Consider the following 17,186-nt stretch of genomic DNA (forward strand, 5'->3'; position numbering starts at 1 on the left):
CCCTCAAGGAACGCTCGGCGGCCTAGGAACACTTCTGCGATCTCTGTCGCCTGCTCGACGAACCCACGCCCGCCGAGGCCGACCCGACCGGCGCCTGGTACTGCTGATCTTCAGCGTATGATGGGCGGTGTCGAAAGGGCGGTCGTTTATCACTGCCTCGCCAGTCCAACGCAGAATACGCCTTCGGGAGGCGGTGCATGTCAACGACTGACCCCAAGAGCATCCGTGCGGGGCAAGGCTTGCCGGCTCTGACGCATGGCGAGGCGATATTGGCCAGTGACCTGTCTAGCAAGTTGTTGGAACTCATGCCCAACGGCCTGGCGGTGTGCCGGATGTTGTTCGAGGAGGGGATTCCCTGCGACTACATCCATCTCTATACGAATCCGGCCTTCCACGCGCAAACCGGGCTGGGACCGGTCTGCGGTCAGCGGATCACGGACGTGATTCCCGGGATCCGCGAGGCCGATCCCCAGTTGTTCGAGATCTACGGACGGGTGGCGGCGGGTGGCGACCCGGAACGCGTCGAACTCGCGATCAACGCCCTCAACAAGCGGTTTTCGATTCAAGTCTTTTGCCCGCAACCCGATCACTTCGTCGTCATTTTCGATGACATCACCCAGCGTCAGCAGGACGAGGTTCAGCTCCGCCTCCAGGCGCTAGTGCTCGATCAGATCCAGGATCATGTCACCATCACGGATCTGAACGGCGTCGTGACCTACGTCAACCGCACCCAAGTCGAAGCCTTGCAATGTCCGCCCTCCGCGATGATCGATCAGCATGTCTCGGCCTATGGCGAAAGCCTCCAGGCGGATGCGACCCAGCAGGAAATCGTGGAGGCCACGCTGACGCAAGGGGCGTGGAACGGCAAGGTGGTGAACGTTCGGCCGGATGGCTCATCCCTCTTGCTCGATTTACGCACCACCTTGATCAAGGACGACGCCGGCAAACCCGTCGCCATGGTGGGAATCGGGACCGATATCACCGCGCGGCTTCAAGTCGAGGCCGCGTTGCGCGACAGCGAACGCCATTACCGCGTCCTGTTTGACAACCTCTTCGCCGGGGTGGTGGTGCATGGCCCCGACACCGGCATCTTGTTTTCCAATCCGATGGCCTCGCAGCTACTGGGGCTGACGACCGCCCAGATGCGTGGCCTCACGGCCATCGATCCGGCGTGGTGTTTCATCCGCGAAGACGGAACCCGGATGCCCGTGGAGGAGTATCCGGTGCATCGCGTCGTCGCGTCCGGCGTCGCGACGCACCAGGTGATCTTGGGGATTCTCAGGCCCGACCGCAAAGGACCGACCTGGGTGCAGTGTCAGGCGCATCCCATCCTGGGGGATCAGGGTCAAATCGAGCAGATTGTCGTGATCTTTTTCGAGATGACCGAACGCAAGCAGGCCGAGGAGATCCAGGCGTTTTTAGCGCAGACCAGTAGCAAGGCGACGGATGCATCCTTTTTCCAGGCGTTAGCGCGTTTCCTGGCCGAGCGTCTGGACGTGTTTTACGTGTGCATCGATCGTCTCGAAGGAGATGGCTTGAACGCCCGTACCCTGGCCGTCTGGTGCGATGGACACTTCGAGGATAACGTCACCTATGCCTTGCGGGACACGCCCTGCGGCGAGGTCGTCGGCCAGCAGATCTGTTGCTTCCCGGCCCGCGTCTGTCAAAGCTTCCCGCGGGATCAGGTGCTCCAGGATCTGCGCGCCGAGAGCTATATCGGGACGACGCTCTGGAGTCATACCGGCCAGCCGATCGGTCTGATCGCCGTCATTGGACGGGAACCGTTGAACCACCGCCCGCAGGCGGAAGCGATCTTAAAGCAGGTGGCGATCCGGGCGGCAGGCGAATTGGAACGGCTGTTTGCGGAGGAATCGCTGCGCGAGAGCGAGCAGCATTTCCGCACCCTGGCCAATGGCGGCGAAACGCTGATTTGGGCCTCCGGGCAAGACAAGCTGTGCGACTACTTCAATGAACCTTGGTTGCGGTTTACCGGACGCGCGCTCGCGCAGGAGGTCGGCAATGGTTGGTCAGAGGGCGTGCATCCCGAGGATTTCGACCGGTGTTTGCAGACCTATGTCACCGCGTTCGACCAACGCCAACCCTTCAGCATGAACTATCGCTTGCGCCATGCCGACGGCGCCTATCGCTGGCTGCGCGACGATGGCAATCCGCGCTATGACAGTCAGGGCGTCTTTCTCGGCTATATCGGGTTCTGTGTCGACATCACCGAACAGAAGGCGGCCGCCGAGGAACTGGATCGCTACCGTCAGCATTTGGAACAACTGGTCGAGGCGCGGACCCGCGAACTCGTTATCGCCAAGGAGGCCGCTGAAACGGCCAATGTGGCCAAGAGCGCCTTCCTCGCGAACATGAGCCATGAAATTCGCACCCCATTGAATGCGATCACGGGGATGACGTATCTGCTCAAGCGCGCCGGTGTCACCGCCCAACAAGCCGAACGACTCGGCACGATCGAGACGGCGGGACGCCACCTGTTGGAGATCATCAATGCCGTGCTGGATCTCTCCAAAATCGAGGCCGGCCAGTTTGCCCTTGAGGACGTCGAGGTCAATGTGGTCACCCTCGTCGCGAATGTCGCCTCGATCCTCTCCGAAGGCGCGCGCGCGAAAGGGCTCACCTTGGTGATCGACATCCAACCACTCCCGTCTTCGCTGCGCGGCGATCCCACCCGACTCCAGCAAGCCTTGCTGAACTATGCCACCAATGCGATCAAGTTCACCGTGACGGGGACCATCACCCTGCGCACGCGGGTTGAGGTGGACCTGAGCGACCGCGTGTTGGTCCGATTTGAGGTGCAGGACACCGGCATTGGGATCGCCCCGGCCATCCTTCCCAAGTTATTTTCCAACTTCGAGCAGGCCGACAATTCGATCAGCCGCAAGTACGGCGGCACCGGGTTAGGGTTGGCCATCACGAAAAAACTCGCGCAGTTGATGGGCGGAGAGGTCGGCGTGGAGAGTACGCCGGGCGTGGGAAGTACCTTCTGGTTCACGGCACGACTCAACAAAGACCCGTGCGCGACCAACGCTTCCCCCGCGCTCACGGATTCCGCCGAAGCCAGCCTCCTGCGGGACTATTCGGGCCGGCGGATTTTGTTGGTCGAGGATGAACCGATCAATCGCGAGGTGGCCAGAATGCTGCTGGACGATCTGGGGATGATCGTCGAGATGGCCGAGGATGGGGCGCAAGCTGTTGAGCTGGCCTGCCGCTATGATTATGACCTGATCCTGATGGACATGCAGATGCCGAACCTCGATGGGTTAGAAGCCACCCGGCGCATCCGGCAGTGGCCTGACCGTTCCCTGGTGCCCATCCTGGCCTTGACCGCCAATGCCTTTGCCGACGATAAAGCGCGCTGTTTCGCGGCGGGGATGAACGATTTCATCGCCAAGCCGATCGATCCGGAGGTGCTGTTCGCGGCCCTGTTGACTTGGTTGGCCAAGTTTGGCTGACGCATCACGCGAACGCGTCGATGATGAAGCTAAGTCATGAAAGACATTTTCCGAGGTTGGACAAACGCCGGGCTGTCTGAAAAGATAACACCCTTTGGGCGCACTGATCTCCTGGCGGGGCATGGCGTTCTTCAATCCGAGGCTCGGGACACAACCGTTCGTGCATGACATCCTCGTCGCTTTTGCGCTCCTGCTGGTCATCGAAGGCATCTGGCCTTTTCTGAATCCAGCCAGCTTCCGGCGCGTGCTGGCCATGATCGCCGCGGAGGGCGAGCGGCCGTTGCGCATCTCCGGACTCATAAGCATGCTCGCGGGTCTCGGGCTCCTGTATCTGGTGAATTGATGACTGCGACGAACGAAGAACGCTGGCTGCTGCCCGCCGGCATCGAAGAGGTGCTGCCGCCCCAGGCGCGGATCATGGAATTCCTGCGGCGCGAGTTGCTGGATCTCTACGCGAGTTGGGGTTACGAACTCGTGATTCCGCCGTTTATCGATTATCTGGAGTCGCTGCTGACCGGGACCGGGCAGGATCTCGACCTTCAGACCTTCAAGCTGACCGATCAGCTGACTGGCCGCCTGCTCGGGGTGCGCGCGGACATGACCCCACAGGTCGCGCGCATGGATGCCCATCATCTGCGTCGCGACGCTCCAACCCGTCTCTGCTATCTGGGCACGGTGCTGCACACCCGCGCCGACGGCTTCGGGGGCACCCGCAGTCCGCTCCAGATCGGCGCCGAGATCTACGGTCACTCCGGAATCGAGAGCGATACCGAAATCCTGCGTCTCATCCTGCTGACCCTGCGCGCGGCCGGAATTGCCGAAAGCTATCTCGATCTCGGTCATGTGGGCATCTTTCGCGGTCTGGCGCGTCAGGCGGGCCTGGACGCGAACCAGGAACACGCACTTTTTGGCGCGCTGCAACGCAAGGCGATCCCTGAAATCGAGTCGTTGATCGGCGGCTTCGGCGTCACTGGCGCCCCGGCGCGGATGCTGATCGCGCTGGCCGAACTCAACGGCAGCGACGCACTGACCCGAGCGGATGCCTTGCTGAGCGCCGCCGACCGTCCGGTACGCGAGGCGGTGGATTATCTGCGTCGGCTCGCCGACGAACTGAACCGCTGGCATCCGGAGGTTTCGGTCCACTACGATCTCGCCGAGCTGCGGGGCTATCATTATAAAACGGGTTCCGTGTTCGCCGCCTTCGTTCCCGGCTGGGGGCTGGAGGTCGCGCGGGGCGGACGCTATGACGATATCGGTCGGGTGTTCGGGCGGGCGCGTCCGGCGGTCGGTTTCAGCACCGATCTGAAAAGTCTCCTGCAACACGGGCAGGGACTCGAACAGCGCTATCGGGAGACCGATCCGGTCTATGCGCCCTGGTCCGCGGATCCGGCCCTACGCGAGACCGTGGAGCGGTTGCGCGCGTCCGGCGAGCGCGTGATCAACGCCTTGCCGGGACAGCAACAGGATCCGCGCCAGCTCGGCTGTCGGCGGATGCTCGCGGAGCGCGATGGCCGTTGGGAGCTACAGACGCTCGGCAAGGTTGATTCACCGTCGTTCGATAACCAGTAGGAAGCGTGATAGATGGGCAATAACGTCGTAGTCATTGGTGCCCAGTGGGGCGATGAGGGCAAGGGCAAGGTCGTGGACCTGCTCACCGATCGGGCCGCCGCGGTGGTGCGCTTTCAGGGCGGCCACAATGCCGGACATACCCTGGTCATCGACGGCGTCAAGACCGTCCTGCATCTGGTGCCCTCCGGGGTGCTGCGCGAGGGCGTGCGCTGTCTGATCGGCAACGGCGTGGTGCTTTCGCCCCAGGCGCTGTTCGACGAAATCGGCATGCTGGAAAAATCCGGCGTGCCAGCGCGCGAGCGGATCGGTATCAGCGCGGCCTGTCCGCTGATCCTGCCCTATCACATCGCGCTCGATCAGGCGCGCGAGCTGGCGCGCGGGGCCAAGGCGATCGGTACCACCGGACGCGGGATCGGCCCGGCCTATGAGGACAAGACCTCGCGGCGCGGCATCCGGCTGGGCGAGCTGCTCGACGCCGAGCAGTTCAAGGAGCGTCTGCGCGAGGTGCTCGACTACCACAATTTCGCGCTCGAACACTATTTCAAGACCGAGCGGGTCGACTATGCCGCCGTGCTCGACGAGGCGCTGGCCCATGCCGACGCGCTGCGTCCCTTGGTCGTGGACGTGCCCGGACTCCTGCACGAACTGCGCGCGCAGGGGCGGGATGTCCTGTTCGAGGGCGCCCAGGGCGCGTTGCTCGACATCGATCATGGCACCTATCCCTATGTCACCTCGTCCACCACCACGGCGGGCGGGGCGGCGAGCGGCAGCGGGGTCGGACCGCGCGATCTCGATTACGTGCTGGGTATCGTCAAAGCCTATACGACGCGCGTGGGCGCCGGGCCGTTCCCGACCGAACTCTTCGATGCTGCTGGCGCTCACATGGGCGAGCGGGGCAACGAATTCGGCGCGACGACCGGACGCAAGCGCCGCTGCGGCTGGCTCGACATGGTGGCGCTCAAACGCTCCTTCGCGATCAACAGCGCCACCGGCATCTGCATGACCAAGCTCGATGTCCTGGACGGCCTGGAGACGGTGAAAATCTGTACCGGTTATGTCATGGATGGCGAGGAGCTTGCCGCCCCGCCGGTCGGCGCGGATGCCTTCGCGCGTTGTCAGCCGCGGTATCTGGAATGCCCCGGCTGGTCCGAATCGACCTTCGGCGTGACCTCGCTCGATGATTTGCCAGCGAATGCGCGCGCCTATCTGGAGACCATCGAAGCGTTGAGCGGTCTGCCGATCGACATCATCTCGACCGGACCCGATCGGGTCGAAACCCTGATCCGGCGCCATCCGTTCGACGTTTGAACCGCGATGCGATCATGCGGGTGTTCGAGTTCCCACTCTCTTGCCACTGACATGATGGAGGTATCCGATGTCCTACCGAAAGCTGTGTACTGCGTTGACGCTTGCCACCGGACTGTGCGCGACTTTTCCGACATTTGCCGCCGATGGGGATCTGCCTGACGCCGTGAATCGAATCCTCCCGATGCTGCAGGAATGGGGCTCCAATCCGATCCTGGTCGAGGCCGTGCGGGAGCAGAATGCACTCGCCCGGCCGCTGGACGAAATCAAGCGGCTCGACGCGGAGTGGATGGCCGCCAGCGGCGTGACGCCTTTCATGGAAGGCATGATGAACAATGTTCCCGCGCAGGAGCTGAAGCGACTGGAGCAGACCAAGCCCTATTTTCTCGAAGTCTTCCTGATGGACGGTCAGGGCGCCAACGTGGCCATGACCAACAAGACCTCGGATTATTGGCAGGGCGATGAGGAAAAGTTTACGTACTCATTCAAGGACGGGCAGGGCGCCCTGCATATCGGCGAGGTGAAGTTCGACGAGAGCGCCCAGGTCTATCTGGTGCAGGTCTCGGTGCCGGTGCTGGATGGGGGGAGCGCGATTGGCGCCATGACCATCGGCATCGATCTCGACCAGCTCGGGGAGTCGAATCAGTAGCAATGTGTCGGTCGTGGGACAAGGACTCAAGGCGCAAAGTAGGTTCACGCACGAATTCAAGTACGTCATCAGGAGCGACCGGCGAATGAAATGGTTTCAGAATCTTGCGTTTCGCTACAAATTGCTGCTTCCGCTGGGATTGATCGCGCTGCTGTTCATCCTGTTCGCCTGGGGCACGCTGCGCCGGGTAGACACGCTCGGCGAGGAAGTCGCCAGCCTGGCGCGGGTCAACATGCCGGTGGCCGCCCTGCTGCTGCAGGCCGACCGCGACCTCTATCAGGCATTGGTGGCGGAGCGCACCCTGATCTTCATGAACGTCGGATCGCCGGACTATGCCGGGATGGCTGCGCAGCACGCCGAGAATGTCAAGCAAGCGCGCGAGCGAATGGATCGCGCGGCCGCGATCATCGCAACCAGCCATCTGGGATCCATCCCTGAAGTTTCCGAAAAGCTCAAAACATTCGGAGAATTGCGCCAAGTCTGGGAGGATCTCAGTAACCGGGTGGTGCGCGAGCGTGGCTTGGATACCAGGGCTGGGCGCTCGACCGCGATCGATCTCACGCTGCGCGAAGCGCGCGAGGCTTTCGAGCAAATGCGGACGATCCTGGACCAGCTCGAAGAGGTCGTCACGGATTTCTCCGAGCAAGCCGCCGGGCGTACCGAGTCGGCGGTGTCGGCCAGCCGACTGCAAACGCTTGTCCTGCTGGCGATTGGCATGGGATTCCTGATGCTGATGGCGTTGGGACTGCCGCCGCTGATCATTGGCCCCCTACGACGTATCCTGCATCGTGTGCAAGACCTCGCCGAGGGCGAGGGCGATCTGACGGCGCGGCTGAACGAGGACACGCGCGATGAGGTTGGCGAATTGGCGAAGCACTTCAACCGGCTGCTCGCCAAGCTGCATCGGTTGGTCGCGCAGGCCGCGACCTCGGCGAAGCAGGTCGATGACGCCTCCGAGAACCTGGCGTCGGTCGCGACCAAGAGCGACGAGGCCTTGCTGGAGCAGTCGACCCAGATCCAGATGGTCGCCACGGCCATGCACGAGATGGCGGCCACGGTGAACGAGGTCGCGCTCAATACCTCGCGCGCCGCCGAGAGCGCACGCACCGCCGACGTTGGGGTTCGCTCCGGAGCCAAGGTGGTGGGCGAGGCATCGGTGGCGATCGGACAACTCGCCGAGGTCGTTTCCAGGGCCGCCGAGGCGATCGCCGCGCTGGAGTCCGAGACCAAGCGGATCGGCGCCGTGCTGGAGGTCATCAAGGGCATCGCCGAGCAGACCAGCCTGCTCGCCTTGAACGCGGCCATCGAGGCGGCGCGCGCGGGCGAGCGCGGGCGAGGCTTCGCCGTGGTCGCGGCCGAGGTCCGTAACCTCGCCTCGCGCACCCAGCAGTCGACGGGCGAGATCGAGTCCATGATCGCTTCCCTGCAATCGAGCGCCCGGAATGTGGTCGGCGTCATGCAGGCGGGACGCGGCATGGTCGACGAGACCCTACAAAAAGCCTCCCAGGCCAGCCAATCGCTGGAGGAGATCACCCGCGCGGTCGCCACCATCAACGCGATGAATGACCAGATCGCGAGCGCCGCCGAGGAGCAAACGGCGGTGACCGAGGAAATCAACGGCAACACACTCAGTATCCAGCGTTTGGCCGAGCATGCGGTGGCGGCGAATCGTCAGACCGCGCTCGCGCGCGGCGAGCTGGTCTCGCTCGCCCAGTCGTTGAATGCGGGTCTGTCGCAATTCAAGGTGTGAACCGACGCAGGAATCACTGGTTATGGATCCCCGACACGAAGGCACCAACCCCACCCTGGCCGAGGATGCGCCTCTCGGGGATGAAGCATGGACCGTTGCCGACATCATCGACTTCGAATATTACCTCGATGCCGATGAAGGAAAGCTGCGCGAACAGCCTGCCTCGCGCAAGGAGCTTGCCGAGCGTGACCGCGCGATCTATCTCGACCGCATCGAGGGAGAGATCGCGCCGGCCCAGCCGCATACGCCTTCGCACCGTCGGACGAGTCTGCGCCGTTGGCTAAACGCACGGCGCGCCGACGAGGATCCGAGCATTCGTCCGCTCCTGCCCGGCGGCGCCTTTGCCGCGGCGCAGCGTTTGGGCACCTTCGCCCTGGCCGCGTGCGGGTTTCTGCTTGGAATCGGGGTCGCCTCCGCCCTGCTGAATTACGACGGTCACCGCCCGGTCAGTGTCCCCTCCTATGTTTTTCTGCTGGTGGTGGTGCAATTCCTCTTCGTGCTCGCCGCGGTGTGGGCCTGGCTCTCGCGCGCCGTCCGGCGCGCTGGGGGCGGGGGGCGGGATGCCTGGCTGCTGACCCAGGTCATGCGTCCGCTGCTGACTCGCGCGGCGAGCTGGTTGCAGAAACAGCGACTGAACCAGTCCACCACGGAAATCCGCGAACGCGCGCTCGCGACGCAGGGACTGGTGAAATCGCACTACGCCATCTATGGACCGGTGTCCTATTTTCCGCTGCTGATCCCGGCGCAGGTGTTCGGGGTGGCATTCAATCTCGGCGTCATTCTCACAACGATCTTCCTGGAATGGTTCACCGACCTGGCCTTTGGTTGGGGCACGTCGCTGATCGCCCATCCGCAGACCATTTATGACATCACCCGCGCCATCGCCTTGCCGTGGAGCTGGCTGTTCGGCGAGGGTGCCGGCTATCCGACGCTCGATCAGATCGCGGGCTCGCGCGTCTATCTGGAGCAATGGGCCGCCGCCACGCCCTCGTTTCAGCCCAATCCGGAGCATCTGCGCTCCTGGCGTTGGTTCCTGGTGCTGTCGGTCTTTACCTACGGTCTGCTGCCGCGACTGATTTTGCTCGGTCTTTCGATGGTGCTCCAGCATCTGGCGCTTGCCCGGCTGCCGTTCACGCACGGTCGTATTCAGGCGCTCTATGCGCGGATGCTGACGCCGATCCTGGACACAAGCGCGACCGTGATGGAGAAGGGGCCGGAGATGCCGATTCCCGCGCCGCTCGCGCCACGCGGTCCGCGCTCGGGATTGGTTGGACCGCTGGTTGGAGAGAAGCCGGTTAGCCTTGCGCGGCCATGGCGCGAAAAGTCCGCGCTGAAGTTGCGGAAACCCGAGGCCAAGCCCGTGCCGCCGGTTCCTTTGCCGCATCCGGATCAAGCGGCAGCGGCACCTGTGACGCAGCGGGAGACTGGGGTTGAGGTCAAGCCAGGAATCGAACCGCTGGAGTCGGCTTCACCGCCTGTTCAGCCGCGTTCTGGAGAGGCGAAGACGTCGGATGAGGTCGAAACCGCCACCTCGTTCAGAGCCGCGCCGCCAAGTCCACCCGAGAATGAGCAGGAAATCGAGCAGGCGCCTGAAAGCAAGTCTGAGCTTGAAGCGCTGGAGCGGGAGCGGAAACCCGAACCTGAGCCGGAACCTGAGATCGAGCCAGAACCCGAGCCTGAGCCTGAGCCTGAGCCTGAGCCTGAGCCCGAGCCCGAGCCCGAGCCCGAGCCCGAGCCGGAACCTGAGTCCGAGCCTGAGCCGGAACCTGAGATCGAGCCAGAACCCGAGCCTGAGCCTGAGCCGGAACCTGAGATCGAGCCAGAACCAGAACCTGAGCCTGAGCCCGAGCGGGAACTTGAGCCAGAACCCGAGCCGGAACCCGAGCTAGAGCCATCATTTGCAACGCCTCCGCTCGCAACCGAGGGCGCGACCCGTTTTGCCCCCGATGCCTGTCTGCTGTTGGTGCATGTGGACGTGGACGATGTGCTGGAACCGGAAGACCGCCCGCGTCTCGAACAACTGCTGACCCAACTGACCGGCTGGCGGGTATCGGCCTACGCGACCTTCGGCGCCGGAAGCGCCATGACCGCGCGCGCGCTGGATCTTCTCGACGCTGGCGATTGGCAAGCCCCGCCGCCGCGCATCGCGGTGGTTCAGGACGGTTCGCAGCCGCCGATCACCGAGAACCTGCTGTTCCTGCGCGAACTGCGCGCCGCCGCGGGCACCCAGGCCCAGATGCTTCTGGCTTTGGTGGGCGACCCGGAGGATGAGGATCGCCTGCCGCCCCTGCGTGCGTTCGATTTCACCGATTGGCAGCGCAAGATCGACCAGATGGCCGATCCCTATCTGCGCCTGGAGATGCTGGCAACCCCCAGCGAGGATGGAGACGTCTGATGGCCGCGAAGATCCCCCGGCTGGCAATCATGGGACACCCGAACGCCGGGAAGTCCTCCGTAGTGGCGACCCTGACCGAAAACGATCAGGTCGCCATCGACAAGCGCGCGGGCACCACGACCGAATCGGATGTCTACCCCGTCGTCATCGATGGCCGCACGGTCATCGAGTTCATCGACACCCCAGGGTTTCAGAACCCGAACGCGATCCTGGAATGGTTTCAGGCCAACGAGGACAAGCGGGATCTGGCCCGCGCCTTCGTCGCCGCCCACCGCGCGGACCCGCTCTTTTCGCACGACTGCGCCCTGCTGGAGCCGGTCGCCGAGGGCGCTGGCATCATTTTGGTGGTCGACGGCTCCAAGCGGATCAAGGAAAAAGATCGGGTCGAGATCGAACTGCTGCGTCTCACCGCCCGTCCGCGCATGGCGATTCTCAATAATCTGACCAGGCAGGATCGCTACATGAGTCAGTGGCAGGACGCACTGAGCAAGGCGTTCAACTCGGTGCGCGAGTTCAACGCCCATCGCGCGACCTATGCCGAGCGCATCAAGCTGTTGAACGCGCTCAAAAGCATCGACCAGCGTTGGGAGCATCTGGTCGAGAATGCCATCAATGCCTTCGCGATGGATTGGGATCGGCGCACCGATCAGGCCGCCGCCACTATTCTGGATCTGCTCAAGGAGTCGCTGACCTACAAGGTGTCCAAGACGGTCAAGGACAGCAAGCTCATCTTCAAGAGCGGTCGGGATCGGGTCAAGGCCGAGATCATGGCCGAGTTCGAGGACGGGTTGCGACAATTGGAGATTGCAGCCCAGGAGCAGATCCGCGCGCATTTCCGACACAACGTCTGGAATGTCTCGTCCAACTCCGTGCTGGGACAGGATCTGCTTTCCGACGAGGTCGGACAGGCGCTCGGTCTGTCGCGGCGTCAGCTTGCGCTGGTCGGCATGGCCGCCGGAGCGGCCTCCGGGGTGACCCTCGACCTGGCCACCGCCGGCCATTCCTTGGGGGCTGGCGCCTTCTTTGGCGCGGCCGCTGGCGGCGTGCTGGGCATGGTCGGCGGCAAGGCGCTGGCGAAGTTCGATATCGAGCGCGCGCCCGGTACCCACCGTTTCACCATCGGCCCGGTCTCCAATCCGCGTTTCCCCTTCGTGCTGCTCGACCGCGTCATGCTCTATAGCGCGCGGGCGATGAACTGGGCGCATGGCCGTCAGGCCGCCGAGGAAGACGCCCCCGACAAGGTGCCCGACAAGGACATTCGCCGGCAGGGTTTCAGCGAGGAACTCTCCGCCCAGCAGCAGCGTGAACTTGCACGCTTCTTCAACTCCGCGCGGCGCGGCAAGGAATCCGAGCACGAGGATGCATGCCGGGAGATCGTCAAGGGAATTCTGCGCGGCGTGTCGTTGAGCGAGATCGACAGTCGCAGCGATCTTTGATTGTCATGCGCGCGGGCTGAGAGGGTGTAGACAAAAATAATTGAGCTGCTATTTGTATACCAGTCTACAACTGAGCTGGTGTGCGCTGATGTCGAAAGCTGGTCGTCCCCCCAAGATTCACGAGGCGGAGCAAGCGGTATTGCGTCAAATTGTCACGGATCGCCCGACCTCCACGCTGTCAGAGATTGCCCGGGAACTCGCGGCACGGACGGGAATCGAGGCTCATGAAGCAACGATTCGCAAGTCCTTGCGGGAGGCGGGCGTCACGCGCCTCCGGGGCGAGAGTGGTCTCGAGGCGCAAGCGCGCGCAACGCCGCGTCGGTATGGGTATACGGATGCGCATCGTCGCCACGACCCCGACCAAAGCTACCCAAGTTGTCTGACCGATGCGGAGTGGGACTTGGTCGCCGCTCTCTTTGAGATGCCGGGCGGGCGGGGTCAACCGCCCCGCGTGTCGCGCCGGAGCATCCTGGAGGCGTGTTGCTACGTGGTGCGCACGGGGTGCGCGTGGCGGATGCTGCCGCACGATTTCGCGCCTTGGCAGAATGTCTACAAGACGTTTCGCCGTTGGAGTGCGGCTGGGAAGTTTGAGCAGATGCATGATCGACTGCGGGGGCAATGGCGCGAACGCGAGGGGCGTGAGATCGCGCCGACGGCGGCGGTGCTGGATGCGCAATCGACCCGCGGCTCGCCGCAGGGTGGACCGAGCGGCTTTGATGCGGGCAAGCAGGTCAAGGGGCGCAAGCGCAGCCTGGTGGTCGATACCTTGGGGTTCGTGTTGGCGGTGAGCGTGGTCGCGGCCAATCTTCAGGACCGCGATGCCGCCTCGGGCGCCGTCGCTGACGCGGCCGCCAAGTACCCCCAGATCAACACGCTGTTTGTCGATAGCGCCTACGCCGGTCAATTTGCCCAAACCACCGAGCAGACCCACGCGATCCGCGTGGAAGTCGTGCGCCATCCAGCCAACAAAAGCGTTGGCTCCTGGCACGTGGACGGGGCGCCTGACCGAGTGGTGATCGCCAACGCCGACGGCTTCGTTCCGCTGCCGAAGCGCTGGGTTGTCGAGCGCACCCATGCGTGGAATGAGCGTGCCCGTCGATTGATCATGCATCATGACCGTCTGCCAGCGGTCTCCGAAACCTGGGTTTGGCTGGCGGAGGCGCGCATCCTGCTGCGGCGGTTGACCACAACGGTTTGATTTTGTCTACACCCTCTTAGGAACCGTCCATCAACAACTTCCCCTTATCGGCGTCGCCCGCAAGCGGGCTCCTACGGGGCGCGTCACTGCCATTGAGTTAAGCCGTTCGTGGTGAGGCCCTCGAACCATGAACGGCTTAACGTTCAGAGGCTTAGGATTTTTCGTCCGCCCTTCGACAAGCTCAGGGCGAACGGAAAATCCTTAACTTAATGGCAGTGACGAGGCGCGTAGGAGCCCGCTTGCGGGCGACTTGGCCGTCGGTTTCAGCGATTCGGGAAATCATTGCTGGACGGTTCTTAGCCGCAGCCAGGCATCCAGCCAAGCCTGGAGCGGAACGCAGCGCGGCGGGTCTCCGTCGAAGATTTCTCTCAGACTGCCGAACCCGGCGTCGCGCAGATGATCGGACAGGGGCGCGATCAGCGCCAAATACCCGCGCGAAGCCCCCGATTCGCAGGATCGCCGACGGCGGATGCGGCAGGTTCGGCGCCCATGCTCTCGGCGTAAGAGCTAAGCCGAAGGGCTGCTCGGAACGCTGAGCGAAGGTCGCGACCTCATTCGCCCCGGCATCCGTCGCCTCCCGTTGTCCGAGAGAAGCGAGATAGCGCAAAATCCAATGCAGATAGGTCTGCTCGGTACGAATCACATAGCCCCACGCGCGCAGAGAACGAGTCACCCGCTCCAGAAGCGGGTCATGCGTCTGGCGAATCGACGCGAGCGATGGGGCATCCATCGGCGCCACGACTTGACCACCGGGCAGGGCAATCGCATCAAGCGCTGCTAACATTAGCGGGTACCGATGTATCAGCGTCGCCCTTCCTCTGAGGCGACTCGAAGAGCAATTTCGACAGGTAGGACTCGTCCCAACCGGCTTTCAAGCGTTTGTTCTGGATGCCGAGCTTGGTGCCGTCATTCTTGAGGCGCGAGAGGGCGAGGTGACGCAGGACGGCAAGATTCTCGCGCGCCACCGGATCGCGGACACGGCACTCATCCTCACGAAAGGCGATATCGAGATTCCAATGCAACCCGTTTTCGATGCCCCAGTGACCGCGTACTGCGTGGGCAAAGCGCGCGGCGCTGGTGCCGATGCTGCCAATGAAATAGCGGGTCTCGACCGAGACCTTGCCGGCGACCTCACGGCGCGATTCAACCATGCCGATCATGTTCATTGCCTCCCACGAGGCGCTGTGCGGCACGCCGGAAAGATCGCCCAAGGTTTGGTAGCGACGGGTTTCGAGACGACCATGCCCTCGCTCGACGGTTTCGAGGAATGCCGAATCGACACCGGCGTAGCCTCTGGCGTCGGCGTCGATGAACGCCTCCTCGACCTCGGCGGCCAGCGTTTCCTGGTTGCCTTTGAGCGCGAGCACATAGTCCCCTCCCTGGTGGATGATCTGCGCGGCAATCTTGGTCTGGCAGCCCATGGCGTCGATGGTGACGATGCAGCCCTCCAGCTTCAGCCACTCCAGCAGACGTGGAATGGCCGTGATCTCATTGGATTTGGCGTCGGTGGCGACCTGTCCGAGCACCACCCGATTGGCCGTCGCCCAGGCACTGACCAGGTGCAACGCCGCCAAGCCCTTGCCGCGGCTGTGGGAGCGGCGCAGGGTCTTGCCATCGACGGCAATGATCTCTTCGGGGATCAGTTCGGCCACCGACGCGCTCCATTGGCGAAAGCAGGCGGCAAACTGTGCGGGATCGATGAGCGCAAACACCCGCCCGAAGGTGTCGTGCGACGGAATGCCCGCGGGCAGTTTCAGAAACGTGCGCAGCCACGCCTCCTTGGCCTGTCCGAACGTCTCGACACCCACCCAACCGTCGGCGCCACTGAAGGACGCCGCGATGGTGATCACGATCATCTCACTTAAGAGGTGCCGTCGTTGGATCGCGCTGCGCGGCTCGTCCAGCGGGGCAAAATGGTGCGCAATCGATCGCTCCACACTCAAGTCGCACATCGGCGAGATCTCCCCAAGATTCTAAAGACTCAAATCATTGGGGCCGCAGTACGGATTGTCTAACAGTATGCGCTAATGCGTTGATGCGATTGCCCTGGTTAAAGAGCGGACCCCGCAGACAGCGCGGTGCTCATTCTGCAATGCCGTGCCAGCGGGTCCGCTTAACCGATTCGTTAGGCCCACAGAGGTCTCCCTCATGAGAACATTCGAAGACATCAAGACGGAAATCGAAGCCCTTCCTCATCGCGAGTACATGAAGCTATTGCACTGGTTTTCAGAGCATGACTGGAACGCATGGGACGAAGAAATAGAAAGAGATTCTGCCGCTGGAAAATTGGATTTTCTAATAAGGGAGGCTCTTGAAGAAAAAACAAGAGGAAATCTCGGTCAGATTTAATGCACAAGACTACGGCTCGGTTTTGGACGTGTTTCTATTCCTTGCCGGAACAAGTTCAGCAACTTGCACGCAAGAATTATGAGCTGCTGAAAGAAAATCCACGTCATCCATCTCTGCGTTTCAAGAAATTCGGGAAATTATGGTCAGCTCGGGTTGGAGGCAATCACCGTGCACTTGCCATGGAGGATGAAGATGGATACGTGTGGGTCTGGATAGGTACCCATGAAGAATATGATCGTTTGATTAATGGTTGATTGGCCTAACACGTCGGTCAAGCCGAGGCGCGGGAGGCGTCGCAGCTCATTCTTCACACTTATTCCACGCGCCCGGCTTACCTTGGGCGTTAGGTGGACGCCTTTGGCGCTAAGATAGCAAGGATATGAAATAAAGAATGGCAAATGATACTCACAAAACAAAAGTGTGTCTAAGAATCGCAAATGAATCAGAGTTTGAAAAGTTTAAAACTGATTTACAAGAAGCCTTTAAAATATCGGCCGAAAAAGAGTTCGGGCACAAATTAGATGAACCAATTCCTTCTGATTCAGATATAGAAGCGGCATTTAAATCTGCTGGTGCCATAGTATATCAAGTTCTTAAAAATGAAAAAATCGTAGGAGGTGCCATTGTATCAATTGATGAAGTAATTCAACATAATAAACTATTGCTCTTTTTTATAAAAACAAGTTGTCATGATCAAGGCATTGGACATGAAGCATGGAAATCAATTGAAGAAAAACATCCTAAAACAAAATCTTGGGAAACCGTTACGCCATATTTTGAAAAAAGAAATATTCATTTTTATGTTAATAAATGTGGTTTTAAAATAGTGGAATACTATAACAAATATCATCCTGATCCAAATAAAAAACAAAGTAACGATTCAGATGAAGATATGTTTAAATTTGAAAAACGAATGAGCAATAAATGAATAAAAGGGTAGAGTAGAGAGCAGGCATCCGGCGTCCGTAGATCCGGCCTATCTGTTTCCGCCCCTTTCGTTTGGCGGTGCCTCACTAGCCGAGTCGTCGCCACAGGATGCCAGCCCTCCCTCATCAAACCGTG

At 61.6% G+C, this 17,186-nt stretch carries 14 protein-coding genes and 1 pseudogene; 12 read left to right on the plus strand and 3 right to left on the minus strand.

Going from position 1 to position 17,186, the window contains the following annotated elements:
* Positions 1–197 precede the first annotated feature (197 nt).
* The 9 genes from THIVI_RS22450 to THIVI_RS02045 all read left to right on the plus strand — a co-directional run bounded on the left by THIVI_RS22450 (position 198) and on the right by THIVI_RS02045 (position 13,775).
* A complete protein-coding gene (locus THIVI_RS22450) occupies positions 198–3,473 on the plus strand; it encodes a PAS domain-containing hybrid sensor histidine kinase/response regulator (protein WP_014776984.1) in 3,276 nt (1,091 codons plus the stop codon).
* Positions 3,474–3,567: 94 nt separating this feature from the next.
* Positions 3,568–3,816, plus strand: a complete 249-nt coding sequence (locus tag THIVI_RS02010; protein WP_342610419.1) for a DUF2065 domain-containing protein — start codon at positions 3,568–3,570, stop codon at positions 3,814–3,816.
* Positions 3,816–5,042: an ATP phosphoribosyltransferase regulatory subunit gene (locus THIVI_RS02015; RefSeq protein WP_014776986.1), complete on the plus strand. Its 1,227-nt coding sequence runs from the start codon at positions 3,816–3,818 to the stop codon at positions 5,040–5,042. Before THIVI_RS02010 ends, THIVI_RS02015 begins: the two co-directional genes overlap by 1 nt.
* A 12-nt stretch (positions 5,043–5,054) precedes the next feature.
* Positions 5,055–6,350 carry an adenylosuccinate synthase gene (locus THIVI_RS02020; RefSeq protein WP_014776987.1) on the plus strand — a complete coding sequence of 432 codons (1,296 nt, stop codon included), beginning with the start codon at positions 5,055–5,057 and terminating at the stop codon, positions 6,348–6,350.
* A 67-nt stretch (positions 6,351–6,417) separates the two neighbouring features.
* On the plus strand, positions 6,418–6,996 hold the full coding sequence (locus THIVI_RS02025; protein WP_014776988.1) for a PDC sensor domain-containing protein: 579 nt from the start codon (positions 6,418–6,420) through the stop codon (positions 6,994–6,996).
* 85 nt (positions 6,997–7,081) lie between these two features.
* The gene (locus THIVI_RS02030; protein WP_014776989.1) at positions 7,082–8,746 is read left to right on the plus strand and encodes a methyl-accepting chemotaxis protein; all 1,665 of its coding nucleotides are present in this window, start codon (positions 7,082–7,084) and stop codon (positions 8,744–8,746) included.
* A 22-nt stretch (positions 8,747–8,768) separates the two neighbouring features.
* Entirely contained in the window at positions 8,769–11,141 is a 2,373-nt protein-coding gene (locus THIVI_RS02035; RefSeq protein WP_014776990.1) for a DUF2868 domain-containing protein, read from the plus strand.
* Entirely contained in the window at positions 11,141–12,577 is a 1,437-nt protein-coding gene (locus THIVI_RS02040; RefSeq protein WP_014776991.1) for a GTPase/DUF3482 domain-containing protein, read from the plus strand. The genes THIVI_RS02035 and THIVI_RS02040 overlap by 1 nt, the downstream gene beginning before the upstream one ends.
* An 88-nt stretch (positions 12,578–12,665) precedes the next feature.
* Complete coding sequence (locus THIVI_RS02045; protein ID WP_041447215.1) at positions 12,666–13,775, plus strand: IS5 family transposase; 1,110 nt, start codon at positions 12,666–12,668, stop codon at positions 13,773–13,775.
* A gap of 279 nt (positions 13,776–14,054) precedes the next feature.
* Here THIVI_RS02045 and THIVI_RS25480 read toward each other — a convergent pair whose 3' ends face one another.
* The 3 genes and pseudogenes from THIVI_RS25480 to THIVI_RS02050 all read right to left on the minus strand — a co-directional run bounded on the left by THIVI_RS25480 (position 14,055) and on the right by THIVI_RS02050 (position 15,727).
* Positions 14,055–14,201: a hypothetical protein gene (locus tag THIVI_RS25480; RefSeq protein ID WP_245537350.1), complete on the minus strand. Its 147-nt coding sequence runs from the start codon at positions 14,199–14,201 to the stop codon at positions 14,055–14,057.
* Between the two features lie 121 nt (positions 14,202–14,322).
* Positions 14,323–14,559 (minus strand): annotated as a pseudogene (locus THIVI_RS26240) (phage integrase N-terminal SAM-like domain-containing protein); the annotation flags it as partial.
* Positions 14,543–15,727 carry an ISAs1 family transposase gene (locus THIVI_RS02050; RefSeq protein ID WP_014776993.1) on the minus strand — a complete coding sequence of 395 codons (1,185 nt, stop codon included), beginning with the start codon at positions 15,725–15,727 and terminating at the stop codon, positions 14,543–14,545. The gene THIVI_RS02050 and the pseudogene THIVI_RS26240, both read right to left, overlap by 17 nt.
* A 196-nt stretch (positions 15,728–15,923) precedes the next feature.
* Between THIVI_RS02050 and THIVI_RS02055 the strand changes: the two genes are divergently transcribed.
* The 3 genes from THIVI_RS02055 to THIVI_RS23285 all read left to right on the plus strand — a co-directional run bounded on the left by THIVI_RS02055 (position 15,924) and on the right by THIVI_RS23285 (position 17,052).
* Positions 15,924–16,124: a hypothetical protein gene (locus THIVI_RS02055; RefSeq protein WP_014776994.1), complete on the plus strand. Its 201-nt coding sequence runs from the start codon at positions 15,924–15,926 to the stop codon at positions 16,122–16,124.
* Between the two features lie 41 nt (positions 16,125–16,165).
* Entirely contained in the window at positions 16,166–16,378 is a 213-nt protein-coding gene (locus tag THIVI_RS23280) for a ParE family toxin-like protein (protein WP_245537351.1), read from the plus strand.
* Between the two features lie 137 nt (positions 16,379–16,515).
* Entirely contained in the window at positions 16,516–17,052 is a 537-nt protein-coding gene (locus THIVI_RS23285; protein WP_014776996.1) for a GNAT family N-acetyltransferase, read from the plus strand.
* Positions 17,053–17,186: the final 134 nt, after the last annotated feature.

The sequence above is a fragment of the Thiocystis violascens DSM 198 genome (genome assembly GCF_000227745.2).
GTDB lineage: Bacteria > Pseudomonadota > Gammaproteobacteria > Chromatiales > Chromatiaceae > Chromatium > Chromatium violascens.

What these genes read in the sequence shown, in the direction of transcription:
- THIVI_RS22450 (WP_014776984.1), top strand. Translation starts at nt 198, where the DNA reads ATGTCAACGACTGACCCCAAGAGCATCCGTGCGGGGCAAGGCTTGCCG.
- THIVI_RS02050 (WP_014776993.1), bottom strand. Translation starts at nt 15,727, where the DNA reads ATGTGCGACTTGAGTGTGGAGCGATCGATTGCGCACCATTTTGCCCCG.
- THIVI_RS23285 (WP_014776996.1), top strand. Translation starts at nt 16,516, where the DNA reads ATGGCAAATGATACTCACAAAACAAAAGTGTGTCTAAGAATCGCAAAT.
- THIVI_RS02015 (WP_014776986.1), top strand. Translation starts at nt 3,816, where the DNA reads ATGACTGCGACGAACGAAGAACGCTGGCTGCTGCCCGCCGGCATCGAA.
- THIVI_RS02020 (WP_014776987.1), top strand. Translation starts at nt 5,055, where the DNA reads ATGGGCAATAACGTCGTAGTCATTGGTGCCCAGTGGGGCGATGAGGGC.
- THIVI_RS02035 (WP_014776990.1), top strand. Translation starts at nt 8,769, where the DNA reads ATGGATCCCCGACACGAAGGCACCAACCCCACCCTGGCCGAGGATGCG.
- THIVI_RS02045 (WP_041447215.1), top strand. Translation starts at nt 12,666, where the DNA reads ATGTCGAAAGCTGGTCGTCCCCCCAAGATTCACGAGGCGGAGCAAGCG.
- THIVI_RS02040 (WP_014776991.1), top strand. Translation starts at nt 11,141, where the DNA reads ATGGCCGCGAAGATCCCCCGGCTGGCAATCATGGGACACCCGAACGCC.
- THIVI_RS02025 (WP_014776988.1), top strand. Translation starts at nt 6,418, where the DNA reads ATGTCCTACCGAAAGCTGTGTACTGCGTTGACGCTTGCCACCGGACTG.
- THIVI_RS02030 (WP_014776989.1), top strand. Translation starts at nt 7,082, where the DNA reads ATGAAATGGTTTCAGAATCTTGCGTTTCGCTACAAATTGCTGCTTCCG.
- THIVI_RS02055 (WP_014776994.1), top strand. Translation starts at nt 15,924, where the DNA reads ATGAGAACATTCGAAGACATCAAGACGGAAATCGAAGCCCTTCCTCAT.